We start from the raw sequence: 24,066 nt of genomic DNA on the forward strand, positions 1-24,066 counted from the left end.
ATCGCTCATGCTGACTTCACCAGGCAGAAGGTCTGGGCGTTGTGCCCATCGGAGTTTTGCTGATCGCGGACCACGCCGTCCACGGTGATCTTGCAGTCGATTCGGTTGCCGTCGCTTTGCGCCATGATGTTGGCGCTCACCGATGGCAGCGTGGTCGAGATCGTGGTCGACCACGGCAGCGGGGCATTGTTGACCTGATGGGTGTTGGCATCCGCGTCCCAGTAGTTGATGTTCGCGGTGGCGCCCGGCGGCCCGGTGATTTCGTAAAGGACGACCTTCGGGTTGAACTGCACGATTTCGATCCCCTTGCCGGCATTCGCGTTGAGGTCCTGCGAGCCGAAGATCTTGTGCAGCCGCGACACGACCAATATCGAGACGGCCAGTACCACAATCAACAGCAGCGGAATCCACGCCCGTTTGAGCGCCTGGGTTATGCCATCCGAATTCGGCGAAGCCTTCACCTTGACCGCCTTCCGCTCACCGCTGCGGGGGCCTGCCGTCCTGCCTCGGAAAGCTCACCACCGTCGTCGACAACCCTCATTGTCGGCGGAACCTTTGCTCGGCTAAGTACTGTAAACCTTAGAGGACGGAACCGTTCCTCCGGGGTGCTACGTATGTGGCCAAAGCCACACGCCTAGTACGCCACCCGGCCGGTGACCGGCGGCAAGTCGGCAAGCGTCACGATCCCGGGCTTGGCGGCCACCACGCCGGGAACCGCGTTGGTGACCGGCATCGCGGTATAGATCATGCCGAGGCCCATGAACCCAGGCTCCGTCCAGTCCTTGGGCGGCAGGCAGTGCAGCACGGTCCGCATGTTGGGCAGCCCGAAGACCTGAATGACGTGGCCATGCTCAAGCGGCTTGGGCGGCACCACGTGACTGCCCATCGTCCAGTTGAATCCGACGCTGACGACGTTGCGGTCGCCTGCCCAGCCGCGGTGGAAGCCGTACACACCGCCAACCGTGCCCGCAGGAATCTTCATGAAGCCCAGATCGGAGTCGCCAGTGGCCGCGGTGAACGTGACGTCGAAGGTCATCTTGTCCAGCTTGGCGCCGATCGCGTCGGCCATCATCGCCGCCGACTCGGCGAAGACCTCGCTTTCCCGTCGCACGTGCTCCGCCAAGCCCGGTGTGTCGGGGTCTTGTGAGAAGCCCATCGCCGTCTGGGTTTCCGCGGACTCGTAGGTCGAGCAGTCCACGGACTCGGTGATCCGGATTTCATCGACCCGCTCACAAGAGGCCGACAGCACCATGCCGACCATGTTCGTCATCCCGGGATGCGCGCCGCTGCCGAAGATTGTCGAATTGCCTTGTCGGCAGGCGTCCTCGATACGCTTCCGGTCCTGCGGCGTCTGCTTGCCGCCGGTGATCCAGGCCGCGCTGGAACACACGTTGACCCCCGATTCCAGCAGCCGCACCAATTCGTCGACGTTGGGCCACAACGGGTTATAGCAACACGCGTCGGCGCCCAGGGCGATCAGCGCGTCGATGTCGTTGGTGGCTTGCACCCCGGTCGGCTCCGGCCAGCCCGACAGGTCGGCGGCATCGACACCGACCTTGTCCGTTCCGTGTGCGTACACCCCGACCAGCTCCATGTCGGGTCTGCCGATGATGGCGTGCAGCGACCGCCGCCCGATGTTCCCCGTCGTCCATTGGATGACGCGTAAGGGACGGTCTGTGCTGGCTGTGCTCATCGTGGCTCCTTTGCCGATGCGGGGTGCACCCATTATGCGAAGGCCGTTTCGCACGCTGCGCACGAGCGTCGACTTAGGCGTCCAGGCTTAGGCGTCCAACCGGGTGAATTGGTCCTGGCAATACTGCTCGACGCAGGCGGCGCGCCGGATCTTGCCGCTTGTCGTGGTGGGAATGGACCCGGGCAGTACCAGAACGAGGTCGCCGACACTCACGCCGTGCGTATTGGAGATCGCGGAGGTGACGTCGCTCTTGACCCCGTCGAGGAAGCGCATTGCCTCCTCGACGGAATCGCCGCGCTTCTTGAGTTCGATGATTGCGACCAGCTGCTCGGTACTGTCCACCGGAACCGATATCGCCGCGACCCGGCCACGCGTGATCTCTTGGATCGTCGCCTCAATGTCCTCGGGATAGTGATTACGCCCACGGATGATCAGCAGATCCTTGATGCGGCCGACAATGAACAGCTCGCCGTCGGAGATGAAACCCTGGTCGCCGCTTCGTAACCAGGGTCGGTCAGGCGTGCCTGGCGACGGGTCGACAAGTGTTGCGCCAAAGCAGCGCTGCTCCTCCGGCGGTTTGTGCCAATAGCCCTCGGCCACGTTGGCGCCATGTATCCAGATCTCGCCGACCACGCCCTGCGGGCACTCGCGGTTTGTCTCGCCGTCGACGATCCGCAGCGTGGGTGATTGCGACACTTTGTATTTGACCAGCGCGGTGCCGCTCCTGTCCGCGCACCGTTGAGCGCGGCCCGCGGACAGCTCCCCGACATCGAAGCGAACCGTTGCTGCGTCATCCCAAGTGCCGGCCGCCACGAAGACGGTGGCCTCCGCCAAGCCATATGAGGGACGCATCATTTGGTCCCGAAAATTGAAGTGCGAAAACCGATCAACGAAGCGTTGCAACGTGGTCGGCTCGACACGTTCGGCACCGCTGATAATGCCCAGCACCTCGCCGAGGTCGAGCCCGGCCAGGTCGCTGTCGATTGTCTTGCGGGCGGCCAAGTCAAAGGCGAAGTTGGGGGCCGCCGAAAATGCGTGGGGATTTTCGGCCAGCGAGCGCACCCACCTGGCCGGCCTCTCCAAGAACGAAACCGGACTCGTCAGCTCGCCGCGATAGCCGCCCAGGATCGGTGCGCATACCCCCAGTACCAAACCCATGTCATGGTAGAACGGCAACCACGACACCATCGTGGCATTCGGTGGGGCTTTGACGTGGGAGTCCGCGAAGAAGCTGCGCATCAGCTGCTCGAAATTCACCTGGAGGTTGTGGTGCGAGATCATCACCCCGGTCGGCGCGCGGGTGGAACCTGAGCTGTACTGCAAATACGCGAGATTGGGCAAATCAGCTGTCCGAACACTTGTTTCGCCATCGACGTCCAGATTCATCGAATCGATTTCGACGATCTTTGGAACATCGTTCATGCGTGCTCGATCGACATATTCGGCGATCTCGTCTGCGACCGCGGACGTTGTGAGAACAACTGAAGGCGACGTGTCGGCAAGGACCGCACTGACCCGCTCGTCAGTCGAGCCACGATGTGGCAGCGGGAGCGGAACGGCGATGAGCCCAGCCTGCATGGATCCCAGGAACGCCGAAATGTAATGAAGGCCCTGGGGTGCCAGGATTACTGCCCTGTCTCCGACCGACCCGTGCGGGCCGAGATCGCGTGCCACGTTGAGTGTTCGGCGGGATACTTGCGACCACGTGAGACTCTCCGGGACACCCGCCCAGTCGTCCTCGTAGTTGGTAAAGGTGTACGCCACGTCATGGGGCCGCATGCTGGCACGTCCGTGCAGCATGGAGAGAATGGACTGAGACATGGGCGGCGTGGTCAGCCGGTGCTGTGGGACAACACCGACGTGGCACCGCTGAGGATCTGCGAGAGCGGGTCAGCGCCGCCGCCGAATGTTGCCTGGTTGGCCGGCGCGGTGACCTCCGCTGGGTCGAAGCCGTGCACCGGGTCCACCTGAACTGGAGCGGTCGACGGATCGTCGTTCCGCGAATAGCCCGCGTTCACCCGCGGCAGCAATATCGCGTCAAGCTTGTTCAGCGTGTCCTCTTGAATCCCGATGTAAGCCAACGGCATCACCAGCGGAAGGTGCTTTTCCGGAACCATGATCGTCGTGTCTTTAGCGCCCCTGGAGTTGATGGTCGTCCTGATGTTCTGCGGCGGCACCATGCTCGGGTTCGTGAAGGCCACCGCGGTATGACCCGTCGCGAGGCCTAAGAGCGTGTTGGCCAGGGCGAACATATTGTCCGGCCGGTCGGGGAAGTCTGCGATCGAGTCGTAGGCAGCCACGAACCTGTTTGTGTCGTACTGGCTCTCGTACGGCGGCGGCATGGTGTAGTCGAGTGCGGGAACGACGCTGCCGACCGGGAACATAGCCGTCAGGAAACTCTGACCGAAGGCGTGACGCCCAATTGGGTCGCCGAATGTGGCGAAGTTGAGTGTGTCCGGCGGGGGGGCAGTCGGGTCATTCGCCAGCCGTGCCTGCTCGCCATCGACCACGAATCCGCCCTCGGACAAGCCGATCGCCGTACCGGGGCGACCGGTGGTGCGAATCGCCGCATCGAGGTTGTTTATGCCCTCGTCGACCGACTCGCCGACGCTGGGGCCGTCCAGACCCAGGCCAGGGAAGAGTGCATCGAACCGGCCGATTCCCGGAAAGAGCCGCTCGAGCACGTGGCCCTGAACCTGCCCCGCCGGGTAGCGAACAATTTGTCGCTGCTGGCCGGGGAACCAGTCGGCGCCCTCCATGCGGATGTATTGGTCGTAGGGGATCCCCAGGACGTGAGCCCCACCGAGGGCGTAGGCGGTCTGGTCGCCCGGCGCCGCGGGGGTCGGCGGCCCGCCGATGGGCGTGTCGTCGGCCGACGCCGTCCCGATGCCGAAACAGCCTGTAGCGCCGACAGTTACCAACGCGGTGACTGTTGCGAGTAGTTTCTTCATTCCTAATCCTGACCGCTCGGATTCGCCTCGTAGTCTCACATATGTCGTGTGTACGCGCTAATTAGGTTGCGGCTCGGCGCGTCCGGTCGGTGAGCGCCGCGCGCCTACACCCGACGGCCACCAGTTCGCCCGCCCGACCAGCGCGGCGATGGCGGGAACCGTGATGGTGCGGACCAAGAAGGTATCCAGCAGGATTCCGACGCCGATCACGAAACCGCCCTGGACCACGGTACTGATGCTGGAGAACAACAGACCGCACATCGAAGCGGCGAAGATCACACCTGCCGCGGTGATCACACCGCCCGTCGAACTCAGGGTGCGAATGATGCCGTAACGCATGCTGTGCGGAGACTCGTCACGCATGCGCGAGACCAGCAGCATGTTGTAATCCGCTCCCACCGCGACCAGCACCACGAATGCCAGTGGGGGCACACTCCAATGCAATTGCTGGCCGAGTATGTACTGAAACACCAGCACCCCGATGCCCACCGCCGACAAATACGAAATGACCACGGAAGCAACCAGATACAGGGGCGCGACAATCGCGCGCAGCAGCGCGATCAAGGTCAGTAGCACGACGAAGAGGGTTGCGGCGATGATGAACCGGATGTCGTGTTGGTAGTAGTCACGCGTGTCCTTCAGGGCGACGGTGTAGCCCGCCATCGATACCGTGGCGTCGGTCAATGCGGTATTCGGTTGGGCTCCCCGAGCGGCCGCACTGATCGCGTTGACCTGATCCATGGCCTCGGTGCTGAACGGGTTGAGTTTGGTTTGAACCAAGTACCGCACCGAGTGGCCGTCCGGCGAAATGAATGCCTTGGCGGCCTGCTGAAACTCGTCTAAGTGCAGCAGCTGGGGCGGGATATTGAACCCGGCCATTGCCGGTTGCGCCGCGTCGCGTTTCAGCGACAACAGAAATGCCGCCGACTCATTGAGCCCGCTCCCGAGCTGTTTGACTTGGTCGACGAGTTGAGCCACCGCGTCGGCCACCTGCCGGCTCCCGCCGGCGAATCGGTTGGCGCCATCTTGCAAGCTGTTCAGGTTCGCCTGCATGCCACCGGGTTTGTCCATCCCCATCGTGTGCATCACGCTGGTGAGCTTCGCCAATGCAGCACGCACGCGGTCCGTCGAAGCTTTCAGGGCCCGTTTGTCCGGGTAGTCCTGCAGTTGGTGGGCCAACTCATTGATCGCGTCGAGGTCTGCTTGATCGCGCGAACCAACAAGTTGCTCAAACGTCCCGCGGGTGGTGCTGCACGACGAATCGGCGTCGCATACCGGGTTGCCCTGCAACGCTGTCAGCACCGGGCCTATCCAGGCGAACATGTTCTTGGCCGCTGAGAAGTTCCAGCCCATGGCATTGCTGAGCGCGTTGACATGGTCGACGAGCTGGGCTGCGGTGTCGACCTCTTTGACCAGCGCGTCACCGCTGTACTGGCCCTTCGCCGACGCGAAGGCATTCTCCAGTTCCTGCATGCTGGCGGCGAGCTGGATGACCTGGCCCCGCACATTGCCGAGGTTGTCGGCCAGCGTGCCGGCCCCGTTGACCAGCCGGTTGAGGTCATTGGTGTGGTCTTTGATCACGGTGGACCCGCCGGCCAGCAGGGTGCCGATCGCGCCCGCCTGATAGGTCGCTCTGAATTCTTCCGGCACATTTCCGGTGGGACGGGTGATACCGCTGACCGCGGCGACATTCGGCAGTTGGCTGACTCGGTCCGCCATCTGTTCCAAGTCTGCAAGGGCCTTCGGCGTGCGCAGGTCATGCGGGGATTGGACGAGGATGTACTCCGGAATGGACTGATTCACCGGGAAATGGTGATCCAGCGCGGCATATCCGATGGAGCTCGGAGCAGAAGAGGGCAGTGCTTTGCGGTCGTCGTAGTTAAAGCGCACCAAACTCGCGCAGCTGGCCAGGATCATCAACACCAGCACACTGGCAACCAGGTGGGCCCTCGGGCGGCGCACGATGCGTATGCCCGAACGCCGCCACAACCGAGTGGTGAACTCGCGCCGTGGCTTGACCCAGCCGCGTGGCCCGGTCAGCACCAGAATTGCCGGCAGCAATGTCACCGCGGCGAGGAATGCCACACCGATCCCAATCGCCGATGACGCTCCGACCGTTTTGAACACGCCCATTCGGGCGAAGCTGATGACGAGAAAAGTGATTCCCATGGTGGCGGCGGATGCGGCGATCACTTTTCCGATCGAGATCATTGCGCCCTTGACCGCCTGATCGGAATCCGCACCCAACCTCAGATAGTCGTGATAGCGGCTTATCAGAAAGACCGCGTAATCCGTTCCGGCGCCGGCAATTATTGCGCTGAGAAATACGATCGACTGGTTCGAGACGCCCGAGCCAGTCAGTTGAGAGAAGCCGGCCACCAACGCCTGTGCGATCAGCAGGGACAACCCGATCATGGTTAACGGCAGCAGCATGGTGACGACGCTGCGGTAAACCACCAGCAGGACGATGAGCACCAGCACGGCGATCGCCAGCTCAATCGGAAGTCGATCGTGATCGCCGGCGACCGTGAGGTCGGCGACGGTTGCCGCGGGTCCGGTGAGGTTTGCCGTCAGGGCTGTTCCGGCCGGGGCCTGTTCCAAGGTGTGTTTGACGACGTCCCCGATGTGGTTGAAAGCGTCATAGGACCCTGGCGTGCCCAGCTCGCCCGCAACGCCGACCGGTAGCACCCAGGACTTGTGGTCCTTGCTGGTCACGACCGAGCGCAAGGGTGGGGTGCTGAGGAAATCCTGCAGCATCACGACATCTCGCGTGTCGTGGCGCAGCGCGTCCACCAGTTTGCGGTAAGTGGCTTCGTCGGCGGGATTGAGCCCCTTGTCGTCGGTCAGGACCACCAACAGGAGGTCCTCTGAGCCCGATTCGTGAAACGCCTCGGTCATCTTTCGTGCAGTCACGCTCGACGGCGCATCACTGGGCAAGATGGCTAGCGGATGCTTCTGTGCCATCTCGTTCAGCGACGGGCAGGTCAGCGTGAGCGCGACCGCAATCGCGATCCAGGCCCCCACGACTGCCCAGGGCCACCGCACCACGAAATCGGCTAGCCGTCGCATATCGCCCTCACCCCCGGTCGGCGCAGTCGCGTGCGCGCCCCGGCGACACTCGCCGACGCTCTGTCAAGCCGCGAATTTTCGTACGATGCCCGCCCAGAAATTACGCGTTTCAGAAAAGCCCTACCCATCGATGTGCCCCCACGCTATGCGACGCGTCCCCAGTGCCCGCTGTCAGCGACCCGCACGCATACCGACCTCATCGCCGCCATGTAACGGGTAACTGATTTCCGCGCGATCGGGTTGGTGGGAAGCAGGATCGCCATTTTCGTGCCCTCACCATACCGAAATACATAGATGGTCAGCTGATATGAGTACCGCCCGTCGGGGTAAATTCCGATGTTGTTCGCAAGACCCATGTCGGCTGCCGCAAGAACGGCGTTGAGCGGAGCAGCGCCGCCATGCAGGAAGTTCGATACCGGAAAGTTTGGCCGTGGCCAGCTCAACCACGGCGCCAGTTCCAGTACGCGGTAGTACGGCACCTTCGCCATATCCAGACCTGAATCGAAAGAAGCCTGCGCTGCCCATGCCGCATCGCCGAAAGAGGCCGCAGCTATGGGCACGGTGATCGGAATCAAGCCGGTAAACCAACCCTGCGTCATAAAATTGTCCGCGGCTGTGCGTGAATCCCTGGGCGTCAGCCCGTAATACGTGAGGGCGCCGGTAAACTCATGCTCTACCAGGGCGAAGCAGGCGAACAAGCCGCCGACGAAGCGCGCGCCGGCCGCCGTACATGCTGATTCGAATCGCTCGGTCTGTTCTGCGTCCATCAGGAGTTCGGACACCATGTCGCTCCCATTCGGCTCCATGGGGTTACCGAGTGGGAGTGGAAATTCAGGAAAACCGCCATTGTTGTTCTCGGCGAAGTCAATCCATGCGCGCACCTCGGGCGAATCTACGGTGAACGTCGACGTGTATTCGCGTTCGCGGGCACAGAAATCGTCATAGCTGCCGGCATCGGGTAGCTCGAGGGTTTCACCGCCTCCGCTGAACGCCGCATACAACCCGTTGGCCTCCAGCATCGTTGTGCCGATCAATGACGCGTCCCCGTGGACATGGTCCATGGCGGCAAAGAAAGTGAAGTGGCTGGCGCTCTGGATAATCCCGAAGGTGAAGCAGCCCCACTCCAGCGGATTGGGTATGGCCACGACATGAGCGTGTATTTCGTCAACCGTCATGGTGCCGTGATCGATCGGCTCGAATTCAATATCAGCAGGATCGCTGATCGTATGCCTGATGAACTCTCCATCACCGGTGTGCTCGAACCAACTGCGGAACGTGTCATGTCGACGCAGGTATTCGTTGACCGCGTGATCCATGGCAGCAACATCACACGTGCCAGGTACTTCACAGGTTGCGATGATCTGGCGCGAAAACCCCAGCCCCGCGCCGGTCCGCTCACAGTAGTTACGAAGGTGTTGGCCCTGCATATAGCTGACCGGCACAGAACTGGCCGGCGCTCGCCGAACCTTTTCGGTGGCCGCGGTCGTCGGGTGCCAGGAGGTGACCGAGCCTGGGGTCAGCGTCCAATCAGCGAGTGAGCCGATCGTAATCTTCCCGATGCGCAAAACTTCGTCCCCCTCGATTTGAACGGCCCCCGTCCGGCCGCGCTGGCAGCGAGACCAAGATAACCCGTGCGGCAACAGCTCACGGGTTCGGAAGGTTCTTGTACGACGGACGGCGCCGTGTCCAAAGCTGATTGACAGCCCCACTGGTTATAGTGGCCCGATGCCGGCGCTAGTGCCCGGCGCCGGCGCCGCCCTTGCGATATCGGTCGCCGGGAGACGGTGCTGCTGCACAACCGGGCCGCCCGCGGGGGATCGAATCTTCACAGAGCTAGCCAGGGGAGGACAACGCCATGGCATCCGCCGAACGTGTGAGGCAGGAAGCATCGGGGTTTGCGATCGTCGGTTACGCGGCGCGTTTCCCGGGCGCCGCAGATACGGACGAGTTTTGGGATGTGTTGCGGCAAGGCCGGGATGCGGTATCGGAGGTTCCCGAGGACCGTTGGGATGTCGAGGAATTCTTCGACCCGGATCCCGGTGCGCCCGGCAAGGTTGTGACCCGTCGGGCAGGTTTCGTCGAGGACGTAACGGGATTCGACGCACCGTTTTTCGGCATGTCGACGCGCGAGGTCAGGTTTTTGGACCCACAGCATCGGCTATTGCTGGAGACGGCGTGGCGGGCGGTGGAGCATTCAGGCACCGCGCCAACGGATTTGGCGAACACCAACACCGGTGTGTTCATCGGTTTGTCCACCCATGACTACCTGGGAATGGCATCCGCCGAGCTGACTTACGGCGAGATCGAAGCCTATATGGCGATCGGGACGTCGGCGTCCGCGGCAGCGGGCCGGATCAGCTATCGGTTGGGGCTGCAGGGCCCGGCGGTCGCCGTGGACACGGCGTGCAGCTCGTCGTTGGTGGCAATCCATCAGGCATGCCAAGCGCTGCGCTTAGGGGAATGTGACCTCGCGCTGGCTGGCGGCGCGAACGTCCTGATCAGCCCGGCGACCATGATCACTTTTTCGCATGCGCAAATGCTCGCGCCGGACGGCAGGTGCAAGACATTCGACGCCGCCGCGGACGGCTACGTGCGCGGCGAGGGCTGCGGTGTCATCGTCGTGAAGCGTCTTGAAGACGCGATCCGCGACGGTGACCGGATTCGGGCCGTGATCCGGGGCAGCGCGATCAACCAAGATGGCGCATCGGGTGGTTTGACGGTGCCGAACGGCGTTGCCCAGCAACGGGTTATCACCGAGGCGCTAAAGCGCTCCGGTGTCGCGAGCGGCGAGGTCGACTATCTCGAGGCGCATGGGACCGGGACATCGCTGGGCGATCCGATCGAAGTCCAGGCCGCAGGTGCGGTGCTCGGCGCGGGGCGCGAGGCGGGCCGGCCGCTGTTGATGGGCTCGGTGAAGACCAATATCGGACATCTGGAAGCGGCCGCCGGGATCGCGGGTGTGATCAAAGTCATCCTGTCGCTTGAGCACGAGTTATTGCCGCAGCACTTGCACTTTCGCAATCCGTCGCCGCACATTCCCTGGGACCGGCTTGCGGTGCAGGTGGTGAAGGAGGCCACCGCCTGGGAGCGCAACGGTCGGCCGCGCGTGGCGGGAGTCAGTTCGTTCGGGTTCGCCGGGACCAACGCGCACGTCATCCTCGAGGAAGCACCTGTCGAAGTAGGCCTCCTCGCCGCGGCACCGGGTCCGGTCGACCGACCCGCAGACCGTCGCTTGCGCGTACTTCCGATATCGGCGCGTACGCCCGCCGCACTGACACAGGTGGCTGATCAATACCGCAGCTGGTTGAGCGCGCACCCGGAAGCCACCCTGGCGGACGTGTGCTTTACCGCCGGGGTGAGTCGAGCGCACTTCGAGCACCGAGCCGCGTTGGTGGTCAACTCGACGGAATCCGCCAGTGAGTTGCTCGCTGCGCTCGCCGACGACCGCCCGGCACCTGGTCTGGTGCGCGGAGTATCCGATGACACGCCGAAGACAGCGTGGCTGTTCACCGGTCAAGGCAGCCAGTACGTCGGCATGGCACGGGAGCTGTTCGACACCGAGCCGGTTTTCGCCGAGACACTGACCCGGTGCGCCGCGGCGGTCGCTGACGTTCTCGAAAAGCCATTGCTGGACGTCATTTTCGATGCGGATGGCGCGGATAGCGAAGAGACGTTACGACAGACCTCCTACGCCCAGCCCGCCCTGTTCGCGGTGGAGATGGGCCTGGCCCACCTCTGGCAGTCATGGGGTTTCGAACCCGACGTCGTGCTGGGCCACAGCGTCGGCCAGTATTCGGCGGCCTGCGTCGCGGGCGTGTTCAGCCTCGAAGACGGAGCGCTGCTGATCGCCGAGCGCGGGCGCCTTTTCGGCAGTTTGCCTGCGGGCGGCCGGATGGTCGCGGTATTCACCGCCGCCGAGCGCGTCGAGAGCATCACCGACGAGTTCCCCAATCTGTCGGTGGCCGCTTACAACGGTGCTAATACCGTGCTGTCGGGTCCCGCGCATGATCTGGACCAGGCGGTGGCCGGATTGACCTCCGACGGTGTCCGTTGTGACTGGCTAGACACCAGCCACGCGTTCCATTCGGCGCTGCTCGATCCGATCCTCGGCGAGTTCGAGTCCTATGCGGACCGGTTCAATTTCGGTTCGCCACAACGGATTTTGGTGTGCAACCGCACCGGTGCTGCGCTCGGCAGGAACGTGAAACTGGATGGCAACTACTGGCGTCGTCACGCGCGCCAGCCGGTCGAATTCGCCAAGAGTGTGCGCACGCTGGCCGATCTGGGTTGCAAAGTGTTGCTCGAGGTCGGCCCGCAACCGGTGCTCACCGCCGCGGCCCTGCGGGCATGGCCCGACCCGGCCTCCGCACCACGGGCGATCGCGTCGTTGCGTCGAAACACCGCCGACCACCGCCAGATCACCGAGGCTCTTGCCGACGCGTACGTCCTCGGTCACCTGCCCGACTTCGGGGCTGTCGCAGAACCGGCGCGAAAGCTCGACCTGCCGACCTATCCGTTCCAGCATCGCCAGTACTGGTTCCGCGACAAGCGGGTCCTGCCCACCCAACAGGCATCGAACCAGACCGCAGCCCCGCGTACCGAAGCCGTCCGACTTCTCGAGGACGGCCAGATCGAGGAACTCGCGGTCCTGCTCGACGGTGCGGACGGCGATCAGCAGACCGTGGACGTGCTGACAAAGCTTGCCGCACAACACAACCAACAACAGGAAACCCAGTCCATCGCGGACGATCGCTACGAGGTTCGCTGGGAGAAATCCATTGCCCGGGCCTCAGGGGCCTCAGATGGCGAAGCCGGCGAGGGATCTACCTGGCTCCTCATCGGAGATGACGCCGATGCAGTTCGGCCATTGGTCGACGCGCTGACTGCGCATGGGCACCAGCATCGGGTCCTCGGGTTGCCGGTGACCGACGGCGACGAGGAACAACTCGAGGTCGCGTTGCGCGCTGCGGTGGCGGATGAACCGACGCTGCGCATCCTGCATGTCGCGGCTCTGGACTCCGACTCCGCACCATCGACGCGGTCGCTGTCGCGGATGCAACACCGAGTCCTGGGCGGAACACGGCGACTATTCCGCGCCGCGGTTGCCGCCGAACTACGCAGACCCATCTGGCTGGTAACCCGCGGGGCGCAACGAGTCACAGACGCGGACACCGTGTCACCGGATCAGAGTTGCCTATGGGGATTCGGTCGCGCCGCCTCGCTGGAGCATCCGCAAGTGTGGGGCGGACTGGCGGATTTGGCTGACGGGACCGCCTTGGACGACGGGGTATGGTCGCGGTTGATCAACCAGGTGGCGGCGGCACCGCGCGGCTCGGCCATCAGGGAAGACCAAGTCGCGCTGCGTGGTCAAACCGTCTATGTCCCCCGGCTCGTTCGACGGGGGCAGTCGAACGCAACACCGCTGGCATTGCGTGATGACGCAACGTATCTGGTGACCGGGGGGTTGGGTTCGGTCGGACTGGAAATCGCCGGATACCTGGCCGCGCACGGCGCCCGGCATCTGGTGCTGACCGGCCGACGCTCGCCCAGTGATGCCGAGCAACGACGCATCGAGGCGCTACGCGAACAGCACGGCTGCGAATTCCGGGTCGTCGCGGCCGATGTCGCCGAGGCGGATGACGTCGCACGCCTATTAGCCACCGTGCAGGCCGAACTACCGCCGTTGGCCGGCATCGTCCACGCCGCCGGCGAGATCGGTACCACCCCGCTGAGCACCCTGGACGACGCCGAAGTGGATCGGGTATTCGCCGGGAAAGTGTGGGGTGCTTGGCATTTGAGCGAAGCCGCCGCTGAGCTGCAGCTGGACTTCTTTCTTAGCACCTCCTCGATCGCCTCAGTCTGGGGCGGGTTCGGTCAGACCGCCTACGGCGCGGCCAACGCCTTCCTCGACGGGCTGGCCTGGCGGCTGCGCGAGCGGGGCGTCGCTGGGATCAGCGTTAATTTCGGTCCGTGGTCGGCGGGCATGGCCGACGAGGAGGCTCGTGCGCGACTTGCCCAGCGCGGGGTCCGGACCTTGTCGCCTGCCGAGGCGCTGGCGGGTTTGGCCGACGTGCTCGCGGCTTCTGCTGCGCAGGGGTCGGCGCAAGGCGTGGTGGCCCGTATCGACTGGTCCCGCTTCCTGCCGCTCTACCAGCAGGCGGGGCGGCGGGCATTCCTGGCGGAGCTGGAGCGTGAGGTGCCCGACGCGGCGCCGATGGTAATGCCGTCTGGGAAGACTCAGCTGGTCGAGCGGCTCACCAACGCTCCGGTGCAACAGCGCAAGAAACTTCTGACGGATTACCTGCGCGATGCGGTAGCGGAGGTGACGCACGTCGATGCTTCCGAAATCCGCGAGGGCTCCGGATTCTTCGATCTCGGAATGGATTCGCTGATGGCCGTCGAATTGCGGCGCCGCATCGAGGAAGGCGTGGGCAAGGAGATACCGGCGACCCTGGCGATGGATTACCCACGTCTGTCCGACGTGGTCGATTATCTGCTTGCCGACGTGCTCGGGCTCAGCGAGCACGCGTCCACCACGTCAGGATCCCAGCTGGCTTCGGCAGTGACGACGCGCACGGACGAGCCGATCGCGATCGTCGCGGTGGCGTGCCGTTTCCCCGGCGCACCCGATCCCGAAGCATTCTGGGAGGTGTTGTCCGGCGGTGTCGATGCGATCCGGGAAGTTCCGGAGGACCGATTCGACATCGACGAGTTTTACGACCCGGATCCAGAGACTCCGGGCAAGATCTACAGCCGCTTCGGTGGATTCCTCGACGAAATCGAGGGATTCGATCCGGAATTCTTCGGTATCTCCCCGCGCGAGGCGGTGTGGATCGAGCCGCAGCAGCGGCTGATGCTCGAAACTTCCTGGGAGGGTTTGGAACGCGCCGGGTATTCGCCGGCGTCGTTGCGCGGCAGCCGAACCGGCGTATTCGTGGGGGTGGCTGCCAACGAGTATGCGCATCTGCTCTCCGCCGAGTCGGTCGATAAAATCGAGCCTTACTTCATCACCGGCAACGCGCTCAATGCCATTTCCGGTCGGGTTGCCTTCGCGCTCGGATTAGAAGGACCGGCGGTGGCGGTCGATACCGCGTGCAGTTCGTCGTTGGTGGCCGTCCATCAGGCCCGCCAGGCATTGCACTCCGGTGACTGCGATTTGGCGGTGGCCGGTGGTGTGAACGTCTTGCTGAGTCCGGTAACCATCATCGCCGCCTCACGCGCCAGGATGCTGTCGCCCAACGGGCGATGCGCGACATTCGACGCGGCCGCCGACGGCTATGTGCGCAGTGAAGGCTGCGGGGTTCTGGTGCTCAAGAGGATGAGCGACGCGGTGCGCGATGGCGATCGGATTTGCGCAGTCATCCCGAGCAGCGCGGTCAATCAAGACGGCGCTTCCAGTGGTTTGACGGTGCCCAATGGAGGTGCGCAGCAACGGCTTATCGCCACGGCCCTGGCGCGCGCCGGTCTGGTCGGTGGGGATGTCGACTACCTTGAGGCACACGGGACGGGTACCCCGCTGGGTGATCCGATCGAGGTGCAGGCGGCCGGGGCCGTCTATGGCGTCGCTCGTGACGCGGACCGGCCGTTGCTGATCGGATCGGTGAAGACCAACATCGGCCACCTCGAGTCGGCATCGGGTGCCGCGGGTTTGATCAAGGTCGTGTTGTCGCTGCAGCACGAAATGCTGCCGCAGAGCCTGCACTTTGAGTCACCGTCGCCGCATATCCCGTGGGACTCACTGCCGGTGCGGGTCGTGGACAAGGCGATTCCGTGGCAGGCCAGCGACAGGCCGCGACGCGCCGGCGTCAGTTCCTTCGGGTTCACCGGCACGAACGCCCACGTGCTGATCGAGGAGGCGCCAGCACAATCGCCGACCGATGACGAATACTCGACAGGCGACATCGCGGAGGCCTCTGAGCCGGAAGCTCAAGACGAGCCGGTCGACGTGCTACCGCTGTCCGCGCGGTCACCGCAGGCGCTGGTGGCATTGGCGCAGCGATATGGGGGATGGTTGGACACCCATCCCAAGGTCGACATCGCCGATGTGTGCTTCACGGCCGGGATCGGGCGTTCGCATTTCGAACACCGGGCCGCGCTGGTCGTGGACTCGGTCGAAGGCTCCCGCGAGTTGCTGGCCGAGTTGGCCGAGAACCGGGTGCGACCGGGAGTGGTACGTGGCGAGTGCACCGACCGGCCCACGACCGCGTGGTTGTTCACCGGGCAGGGCAGCCAGTATCCGGGGATGGCGCGCGAGTTATTCGACGCTGAACCGGTTTTCGCGGACACCGTGACACGCTGCGCGGACGCGGTCAACGGGATCCTGCCGCGCCCATTGCTGGAGGTGCTGTTCGCCGCCGATCGCGAAACCGGCGGTGAGGCCGGAGAAACACTGCGGCACACGTCGTTTGCTCAACCGGCGCTTTTCGCCGTCGAGATGGGCCTGGCCCGGCTGTGGCAGTCGTGGGGTGTCCAGCCCGATGTGGTGCTGGGGCACAGCGTGGGCCAGTACGCGGCGGCATGTGTGGCCGGGGTTTTCAGCCTCGAGGATGGGGCGCGGCTGATGGCCGAGCGCGGCCGGCTGTTCGGCAGCCTGCCCGATGGTGGGCGAATGGTGGCGGTGTTCGCCGACGCCAAGTACGTCGAGGAGATCGCCAACGAGTACCCGCAGGTGTCGGTCGCCGCGTACAACGGCCCCAACACGGTGCTGTCGGGTCCGGGCACGGATCTGGATCAGATCGTGGCCACGTGTGGCAACGACGGGGTCCGGTGCAGCCGGCTGGAAACCAGCCACGCCTTCCATTCGGAATTGCTGGAGCCGGTGCTCGGTGAATTCGAGTCGTACGCAGCGCGGTTGCAGTTCGCTGTGCCGACGTTGCCGCTGATCTGCAACCGCACCGGCGCCGTGCTCACGGCGGAAACTCCGCTAGACGCCCAATATTGGCGTCGGCACTCCCGCCAGCCGGTGCAGTTCGCCGAAAGCGTGCGCACCGTGGCGGCGCTGGGATGCTCGGTGTTGATGGAGATCGGTCCGCAGCCGGTGCTGACCGGGGCCGCTGTGCAGATCTGGCCGGAACATCTGGCTGCGCCGCGTGCGATCGTGTCCTTGCGCAAGGGCGTCGGTGACCGGCGCCAGATCGCCGAAGCGCTGGCCGCGGCCTACGTCAGCGGCCATCGGCCCACGTTCGCGGCGCTGCATCGTGAGCCTCGCCGCAGGCTCGAGCTGCCTACCTATCCGTTCCAGCGCCGTCGCTTCTGGCCCAAGACGTCCGGCATCGCCGGCATCGATGGGCAGGGCGCGGTATCCGGAATCTTGGGTAGTGCAAAGGATCTCGCCTCCGGCGACTCGGTCTACACCAGCCGACTGTCCGTCAAATCGCAACCGTGGCTATCCGATCACGTCATCTATGGCACCGTTGTCGTTCCCGGAGCGACGTATGCGGCGATGGCGCTGGCCGCCGTCGGCCCACCGGGGCGGGTGCAGGATGTCTTTTTCTATGAGCCGATTATCCTGGGCGACAAAGCCTCTCGGGAGGTGCAGCTGACGTTGCATCCGCTGGAGGACGGTAGCGCCTCGACCTTCAAGGTGCACAGCCGCCCGTACGGTGTTCGTGATGCTGAGTGGTCGTTGAACGCCGATGGCACCGTCGTCTCCGGTGTCGATGACGAGCCGGCACCCGAGCAGGCGGACCCTGTCGACGCGGCGATCGAGCGGATGGAGCGCTTGCGTCCGCAGGAGCTGTTCGAGACCTTCGCCGACATGGAGCTGGCGTGGGGGCCCAACTGGTCCGGTTCGCTCAAGTCACTGTGGCTTGGCGAGGGTGAGGCGATCGGCGATATCACCGTTGGCGAAGAACTCGCCGAACACCTTGGAACCGAGCCGATGCATCCGGTGCTGATGGACCTGTGCACCGGAGTCGCCTTCCCGGCGTTCCCGGCACTGCTTGCGGCCGAACAGGGGGTCAATGATCTGTTCTTGCCGCTGCGGTACGGGCAGGTGATGTTGAAGGAGAAGATGCCTCGGCGGTTCTACTGCCGTGCGAAGTGGCACACCAGCGCCCTCGACAGCGAAACCCAGGTCTTCGATCTCGACTTCATCGATCGGGATGGCCGCCAGCTGGGCGGGATTCGCGAGTTCACGGTCAAGCGCGCTCCCCGAGAGGCGTTGTTGCGCGGGCTCGGCGGCGACGCCACCCGGTTGCTGTACACCCTCGGCTGGCAAGAGCTGCAGCTGCCGGCGTCTAGTGAGGACGCCGGAAATACGATCGGTACCTGGCTGATTGCCGGATTCGACGAACTGGCGGCCGAGCTACCGGGCAGCATCTCTTTTGACCGGATAACGGATCCGGAGCCCGTCGGGCAGCTGTTGGCGCAGGCTCAGGAGCGCGGTATGCCGTTCGCCGGCATCGTCTGGCGCAGCACCGGCCGGAGTGCAGACGAGTCGAGCGCTGAAGCTGCCGAGCGGTTAGAGGCCGAGATCGCTCACCTGCTCGGCGCCGTGCACACCCTGCAGGCCGATCAGTCGCTGAAGCTGCCCAACGGACTGTGGATCGTCACCGAACGTGCCGTGGCGACCGAATCCGGTGAACCGGTCGACCCGGTGCAGGCGGCGCTGTGGGGACTCGGGCGCACCATCGTCAACGAGGAACCGGCCCTGCGGTGCAGGCTGGTCGATTACGACGGATCCGAGGGGGCCGTGCATTCGCTGGCCGGCCTGCTCGGCGCACCGGCCGGCGAACCCGAACTCGCACTGCGGCAAGGAAAGCTGCTGGCATCCCGGCTACTGCCATGGGCGCGTAGCGGCAACCTCGCAGTGCCGAGGGGAACCGACTACGTCTTGGCGCCCACCGAGCGCGGCGCGATCGACAACCTGCGTATCACCGAGAAAGAGGTGCCGACGCCGGACGAGGGCTATGTCCAGGTCCGGGTGGAGGCCGCGGGGCTGAACTTCCGGGACGTGCTCAATGTGCTGGGTCTCTACCCGGGCGATCCTGGTCCGATCGGCGGTGACTTCGCCGGTGTCGTCACGCAATTGGGTGACGGCGTCACCGGAGTGGAAGTCGGCCAACGCGTCTACGGCTTCATGCAGGGCGCGTTCTCCAGCCGGTTCAACGTGCCGCTGCAGCTGCTGGCGCCGCTGCCCGACTGGCTGGGCGCGGTCGAGGCGGCCACCATTCCCGCTGCGGCGCTGACGGCCCGGCTCGCATTCGACTGGGCGCAGCTCAAGCCCGGTGACCGGGTGCTGGTGCACGCCGCCAGCGGTGGCGTCGGACTGGCCGCGATCCAGATGGCACAGCAGCACGGAGCGACCGTCTTCGCCACTGCCAGCAAGTACAAGCGCGACGCGTTGCGCAAGCTGGGCGTGAAGCATGTGTACGACTCGCGCAGCACGGATTTCGCCGATCAGATCCTCGCCGACACCGAGGGTGCCGGCGTCGACGTGGTGCTCAACAGCCTGACCAACGAGGGCTTCGTCGAAGCGACTGTGCGGGCCACCGCCCAGAACGGCCGTTTCGCCGAGATCGCCAAGCGCGATATCTGGACTCCGGAGCAGATGGCGGAGGCCCGTCCCGATATCGCCTACGAGATCGTTGCGCTTGACGTGACGACCCTGCAAAACCCCGACCACATCAAGCGCTTGCTGACCGAGGTGTCGGACGGGTTGGGTCGCGGCGAGTGGTCGGCGCTACCCGCCGAGATCTACCCGTTGACGGAGGCGAAGACCGCATTCCGCCGGATGCAGCAAGCGCGGCATATCGGGAAGATCGTGTTGCAGATACCGAAACCGCTACAGCCACAGGAAGATCGGACTTATCTGATCACCGGTGGCCTCGGTGCACTCGGCCTGCACACTGCGGCCTATCTCGCGCAACTCGGGGCCGGTGACATTGTGTTGACCAGCCGTCGTACGCCCGATGTGGATGCACAACGAGCCATCGACGACATCACCGAGCGCTACCGGTGCCGGATCCACACCTTCGCGGCCGACATCGGCGATGAGTCCCAGGTCGCCGAGTTGTTGGATCGGATCCGTGCGGAGTTGCCACCGCTCGCGGGGGTGGCACACCTGGCCGGCGTGCTCGATGACGCGCTACTAGCGCAACAGAGTGTGGAGCGTTTCCGGACGGCTCTGGCGCCCAAGGCATTCGGTGCCTTCCACCTGGATCGGTTGACGAAGGACGACGATCTCGACTTCTTCATCGTCTACTCGTCGGTGTCGAGTGTGCTCGGTCCTCCCGGGCAGGCCAACTACGCGACCGCCAATGCGCTGCTCGACGGGCTCATTGCGGATCGCAAGGCGCAAGGCTTGCCGGCAACGGGCGTCAACTTCGGTCCGTGGGCGCAGGGCGGTATGGCCTCGTCGGAGGCCGCGCGCACCAATCTCGGTGTGCAAGGACTGATTCCGCTCGAGCCTTCGGCCGCTCTCAGCGCGCTCGCTGAGGTCGTCGCCAACGGAACGGGGCAGGGCACCGTCATCAAGGCCAACTGGCAGCGCGCCGCGAAGCTGCTGGGGGCTTCTCGCCCACCGATTCTGGACGTCGTGTTGCCCAGTGCGATGACGGACACAGCCGGTGACGCGGAGTTGCTCAAGCAACTGAACGAGGTACCCGAGGTGCAGCGCGGCGCTTTCCTGACCGAACACCTGCAGCGCGAGGTTCAGCAATTCCTGCGGCTCGCGCAGCCGCCCGCCGCAACCAGCCGGTTCCTGGACCTGGGTACGGATTCACTGATGGCAGTCGAACTCCGCAACCGGCTGCACAGCCAGTTCGGTGGCGCGTTCACGCTCAACGCCACGGCGGTATTCGACTATCCGACGATCGGGGGACTCGCCGAGTACCTGGCCAGTCAGGTGTCGGAGTCGGACTCAGCTGAGCCCGCTTAAACGCCGAACGTGACTGTGGCGTCACGCTGGGCGATGAAGCGCGTTAGCCGCTGCCGCCGGCCGTGACGTGCCGTGCGCTGGACCGTGATTCGAGAGTCGTGATCTGCGGCTAGAGCCGGGCCAATTCGTAGTCGCCGAGGTGGTCGATCAGGTTGTGCAGGTGGTCGCTCGAGCTGCCCAGGGTGTGCTCGATCGCGGTGAGCCGGGCGGCGTAGTGGCTGACCGGATATTCCGCCGTCACGCCGATTCCGCCGTGCAACTGGATCGACTCCTGCGCGATGTGCCGGCCCGAGCGGCCGATCTGTACCTTGGCGCGCGACGCGATCAGCGGGTCGAGGTTGTCGTCCGCGATCGACATCGCGGCGTACAGGCTCATGCTGCGCGCCAGTTCCAGCGACACGTACATGTCGGCGGCTCGCTGGGTGAGGGTCTGGAATTTGTTGAGCGTGACACCGAACTGCTTGCGGGTCTTGAGGTAATCGGTGGTCAGCCGAAGCGCTTCCTCCATAGCCCCGAGAGCTTCGGAGCACAGTCCCGACTGGATGCGGATGATGGTGGCGCCGATGGCCAGCGACGCGTCGACCGCCTCGCCCAAGGGTTCGGCGGGTGCGCTGTCCAGGTCGACCTGCGCACCGCGTTGTCCGTCGAAGGTCCGGTACGGATGCCGGGTGACCGCGCTCGCGTCGACCAGGAACAGGCCGGTGCCGCCGTCCGGCAACGCGGCGCTGACCACCAACGCGTCGGCGCAGTCACCGGCGAGCACCGGGTTCTTGCGTCCGCTCAGCGTCCATGAATCACCTTGCCGTGCAGCCTGAGTCGCGACCGTCGCGGTCGGCCTGCGGTGGCCCGGCTCCAGGTGGGCGAATGCCAGCAGCCGTTGGCCGGCCGCGACGTCGTCGAGCTGTTCTTTCTGGGTATCGGTGCCTAGCTCGGCGATCAGCGCACCCGGCGCCAGCGCGGCGTGCAGGATCGGTTCGGGGGCCAGCCGGCGCCCGACCTCGGTGAGCACCACGCTGATCTCGATCTGGCCCGATTCGTCCGGGTCGAACCCGAGGCCGAGAATGCCGGTGTCGGCGAGCTGGCTCCAGACCTCGCGACTCCAGCCCAGATCGGAGCCGATCACCTTGTTGCGGCTCTCCGGATCGTAGCTGCGTGACAGCAGGTCGCGGGTGGTGTCGCGGAGCAGGGATTGCTCGTCGCTCAAGTGAAAGTCCATGGCTGCCTCACAATCCCAGAATGGTGGACGAGATGATGTTGCGTTGCACTTCGCTGCTGCCGCCGTAGATCGACGTCTTGCGGTAGTTGAGGTAGTGCGGGGCGCTGTGTTGCGCCCAGCCCGGCGACGAAATGTCTTCCCCGTCGGTGGGCAGCGCGTCCGCGCCGGCCACCTCGACGAGCAGTTCGGTGGCCAGCTGCTGCAACTCGCTGCCGCGCAGTTTGAGCACCGACGACGCGGGGTTGGGCTGACCGTCCGCGGAATCTGTGACCACCCGCGATTGCGTGAGTTCCAATGCCAGCAGCTCGTTTTCGGCCTCGGCCAGCCGGGCCGCGAACAGGGGGTCTTCGAGCACCCCGGTTGCCGCGGCGTGCTTCTTCACCTCGGCAAGGCGCACCTTGGTGCGGCCCACGCCGGCGATGCCGGTGCGTTCGTTGCCGAGCAGGAATTTCGCGTACGTCCAGCCCTGATTCTCTTGTCCGACAAGCTGATTGGTGGGTACCCGGACGTCTTCGAAAAAGATCTCGTTGACCTCGTGGCTGCCGTCGATCGTCTTGATGGGCCGCAGGGTGATGCCGGGGGTCTTCATGTCGAAGAGCAGAAAGGAGATGCCGGCCTGCCGCTTGGGCGCCTGCGGGTCGGTGCGGACCAGGCAGAAGATCCAGTCCGCGTACTGGCCGAGCGTGGTCCAGGTCTTCTGGCCGTTGACGACGTAGCTGTCGCCGTCGCGGACCGCGGTGGTGCGCAGCGACGCCAGGTCCGAACCGGCCTCGGGCTCGGAGAACCCCTGGCACCACCAGATGTCGATGTTGGCCGTCGGCGGCAGGAAGCGCTCCTTGATCTCCTGCGAACCGAATTCGGCGATCACCGGGCCGACCATCTTGGTGTTGAAGTTCAGCGGCTCCGGGACGCAGGCCAATTGCATCTCGTCGGCCCAGATCTGGTGCTGAGTGGGTGTCCAGTCCTTGCCGCCCCATTCGACCGGCCAGTTCGGTACCGCCAGCCCGTGCTCGTGCAGGATCTTGTGGCTGGTGACGATGTCGTCATGGTTCGCTTCTGCCGAGCCCTGGCGCACCCGGTCGCGCATCTCCTGCGGAATTTTGGTCGTGTAGATGGTGCGGAGTTCGTCGCGGAACGCGGCTTCCTCCGGCGTGAGTGCCAGTTGCATGGCAGCAGACTCCTTTGCCTGGGGTTGAGCGTGGCGACCGCTTTCCGATGCTGGGCGTCGCGTCCGGTCGTGGGCTCCGACTTCCATCTTGACCCATCCCGCGCGGTGCTTGTGCACAGCCTCCGGTTAGTCCACAACAGGCCGTCGCGACGGGGTTGGCCGGGGCCGTTGCGGCGGTCCGCGCACCTACCGTCGGCGCATGCGGACAGAACTTCCTGCCGAGCGACTCCATCGACGGCTCGGTGCCGACTCGGATATCGATTCGCACCCCGACACCGCGGACGCGGAGCCCGACGCCGTCGCTCCGGATGAGGATCAAAACTCGCTGCTGCCGCGCTGGCTTCCGGACACTTCCGAGCGTGGGGGCTGGGTGGCCCGGTTGCGTGCCGACCCGGGTCGCGCCGGTGCGATCGCGTTGGCAGTGGTGGCCGCGCTGGCCGTGCTGGTCACGATTTTCACGCTGCTGCGCGACCGGCAGGCACCAGTGATGTCGGCCAAGCTGCCGCCGGTGGAGAAGGTGTCGACGGCGAGTCCCAGATCCTCGGCAAGTTCGGCCGCCGGCCAGCCGGTCGGTCCGGACCGGCCGGTGGTGGTCAGCGTGGTGGGACTGGTACACAAGCCCGGCCTGGTCACGCTGACGCCCGGCGCGCGGGTTGCCGATGCCTTGCAGGCCGCCGGGGGCGCGATGGACGGCGCGGACACCACCGGGTTGAACATGGCCCGACCGCTCGGCGACGGCGAGCAGATCGTGGTCGGGCTGGCGCCCGTGTCGGGGCAGCCCGCGGCGCTGGGCAGCTCCGTGACCGCCGGCTCGGCGTCCGGATCCAAGACGCCGGCACCGCCGGGCCCAGTCAAGGGATCCGTCCGACCCAAGGCGGGCGAGGTCGTCGACCTCAACACCGCGACCGTGGAGCAGTTGGACACCCTGCCCGGGGTCGGCCCGGTCACTGCCGCCGCGATCGTGGCGTGGCGTCAGTCCAACGGCAAGTTCGCCAGCGTCGACCAGCTCGCCGACGTCGACGGCATCGGGCCGGCCCGACTGGACAAGCTGCGCGCCCTGGTCCGTGTCTGACACCGCTGCGCCAGCCC

At 65.0% G+C, this 24,066-nt stretch carries 10 protein-coding genes; 2 read left to right on the forward strand and 8 right to left on the reverse strand.

What is annotated here, in order from left to right:
* Window positions 1–5 precede the first annotated feature (5 nt).
* From ACTXG5_RS14810 to ACTXG5_RS14835, 6 genes are all read right to left on the reverse strand, one after another.
* Window positions 6–434 carry an MmpS family transport accessory protein gene (locus tag ACTXG5_RS14810; RefSeq protein ID WP_445164422.1) on the reverse strand — a complete coding sequence of 143 codons (429 nt, stop codon included), beginning with the start codon at window positions 432–434 and terminating at the stop codon, window positions 6–8.
* 200 nt (window positions 435–634) lie between these two features.
* Window positions 635–1,693 (reverse strand): NAD(P)H-dependent amine dehydrogenase family protein, encoded by a 1,059-nt coding sequence (locus tag ACTXG5_RS14815; RefSeq protein WP_445159536.1) that lies wholly within the window; start codon window positions 1,691–1,693, stop codon window positions 635–637.
* Between the two features lie 87 nt (window positions 1,694–1,780).
* A complete protein-coding gene (locus ACTXG5_RS14820) occupies window positions 1,781–3,514 on the reverse strand; it encodes an AMP-binding protein (protein WP_445159537.1) in 1,734 nt (577 codons plus the stop codon).
* Between the two features lie 11 nt (window positions 3,515–3,525).
* Complete coding sequence (pe, locus tag ACTXG5_RS14825) at window positions 3,526–4,644, reverse strand: acyltransferase PE (protein ID WP_445159538.1); 1,119 nt, start codon at window positions 4,642–4,644, stop codon at window positions 3,526–3,528.
* Window positions 4,645–4,701: 57 nt separating this feature from the next.
* Window positions 4,702–7,713 carry an MMPL/RND family transporter gene (locus ACTXG5_RS14830; RefSeq protein WP_445159539.1) on the reverse strand — a complete coding sequence of 1,004 codons (3,012 nt, stop codon included), beginning with the start codon at window positions 7,711–7,713 and terminating at the stop codon, window positions 4,702–4,704.
* 143 nt (window positions 7,714–7,856) lie between these two features.
* Window positions 7,857–9,278 carry a condensation domain-containing protein gene (locus tag ACTXG5_RS14835; protein WP_445159540.1) on the reverse strand — a complete coding sequence of 474 codons (1,422 nt, stop codon included), beginning with the start codon at window positions 9,276–9,278 and terminating at the stop codon, window positions 7,857–7,859.
* Window positions 9,279–9,568: 290 nt separating this feature from the next.
* Here ACTXG5_RS14835 and ACTXG5_RS14840 point away from each other — a divergent pair, with 290 nt between their 5' ends.
* On the forward strand, window positions 9,569–20,593 hold the full coding sequence (locus ACTXG5_RS14840; RefSeq protein ID WP_445159541.1) for a type I polyketide synthase: 11,025 nt from the start codon (window positions 9,569–9,571) through the stop codon (window positions 20,591–20,593).
* 109 nt (window positions 20,594–20,702) lie between these two features.
* Here the strand turns inward: ACTXG5_RS14840 and ACTXG5_RS14845 are convergent, their stop codons facing one another.
* Both ACTXG5_RS14845 and ACTXG5_RS14850 read right to left on the reverse strand, forming a co-directional pair.
* Complete coding sequence (locus tag ACTXG5_RS14845; protein ID WP_445159542.1) at window positions 20,703–21,809, reverse strand: acyl-CoA dehydrogenase family protein; 1,107 nt, start codon at window positions 21,807–21,809, stop codon at window positions 20,703–20,705.
* A gap of 7 nt (window positions 21,810–21,816) precedes the next feature.
* A complete protein-coding gene (locus ACTXG5_RS14850; RefSeq protein ID WP_445159543.1) occupies window positions 21,817–22,977 on the reverse strand; it encodes an acyl-CoA dehydrogenase family protein in 1,161 nt (386 codons plus the stop codon).
* Window positions 22,978–23,176: 199 nt separating this feature from the next.
* Between ACTXG5_RS14850 and ACTXG5_RS14855 the strand changes: the two genes are divergently transcribed.
* Window positions 23,177–24,049: a helix-hairpin-helix domain-containing protein gene (locus ACTXG5_RS14855; protein WP_445159544.1), complete on the forward strand. Its 873-nt coding sequence runs from the start codon at window positions 23,177–23,179 to the stop codon at window positions 24,047–24,049.
* The last annotated feature ends 17 nt before the right edge of the window (window positions 24,050–24,066 follow it).

It is taken from the genome of Mycobacterium sp. Dal123C01, from assembly GCF_052566995.1.

Excerpts from the sequence above, each read along its gene's own strand:
- ACTXG5_RS14830 (WP_445159539.1), bottom strand. The coding sequence starts at position 7,713 with ATGCGACGGCTAGCCGATTTCGTGGTGCGGTGGCCCTGGGCAGTCGTG.
- ACTXG5_RS14845 (WP_445159542.1), bottom strand. The coding sequence starts at position 21,809 with ATGGACTTTCACTTGAGCGACGAGCAATCCCTGCTCCGCGACACCACC.
- ACTXG5_RS14850 (WP_445159543.1), bottom strand. The coding sequence starts at position 22,977 with ATGCAACTGGCACTCACGCCGGAGGAAGCCGCGTTCCGCGACGAACTC.
- ACTXG5_RS14840 (WP_445159541.1), top strand. The coding sequence starts at position 9,569 with ATGGCATCCGCCGAACGTGTGAGGCAGGAAGCATCGGGGTTTGCGATC.
- ACTXG5_RS14820 (WP_445159537.1), bottom strand. The coding sequence starts at position 3,514 with ATGTCTCAGTCCATTCTCTCCATGCTGCACGGACGTGCCAGCATGCGG.
- pe (WP_445159538.1), bottom strand. The coding sequence starts at position 4,644 with ATGAAGAAACTACTCGCAACAGTCACCGCGTTGGTAACTGTCGGCGCT.
- ACTXG5_RS14855 (WP_445159544.1), top strand. The coding sequence starts at position 23,177 with ATGCGGACAGAACTTCCTGCCGAGCGACTCCATCGACGGCTCGGTGCC.
- ACTXG5_RS14815 (WP_445159536.1), bottom strand. The coding sequence starts at position 1,693 with ATGAGCACAGCCAGCACAGACCGTCCCTTACGCGTCATCCAATGGACG.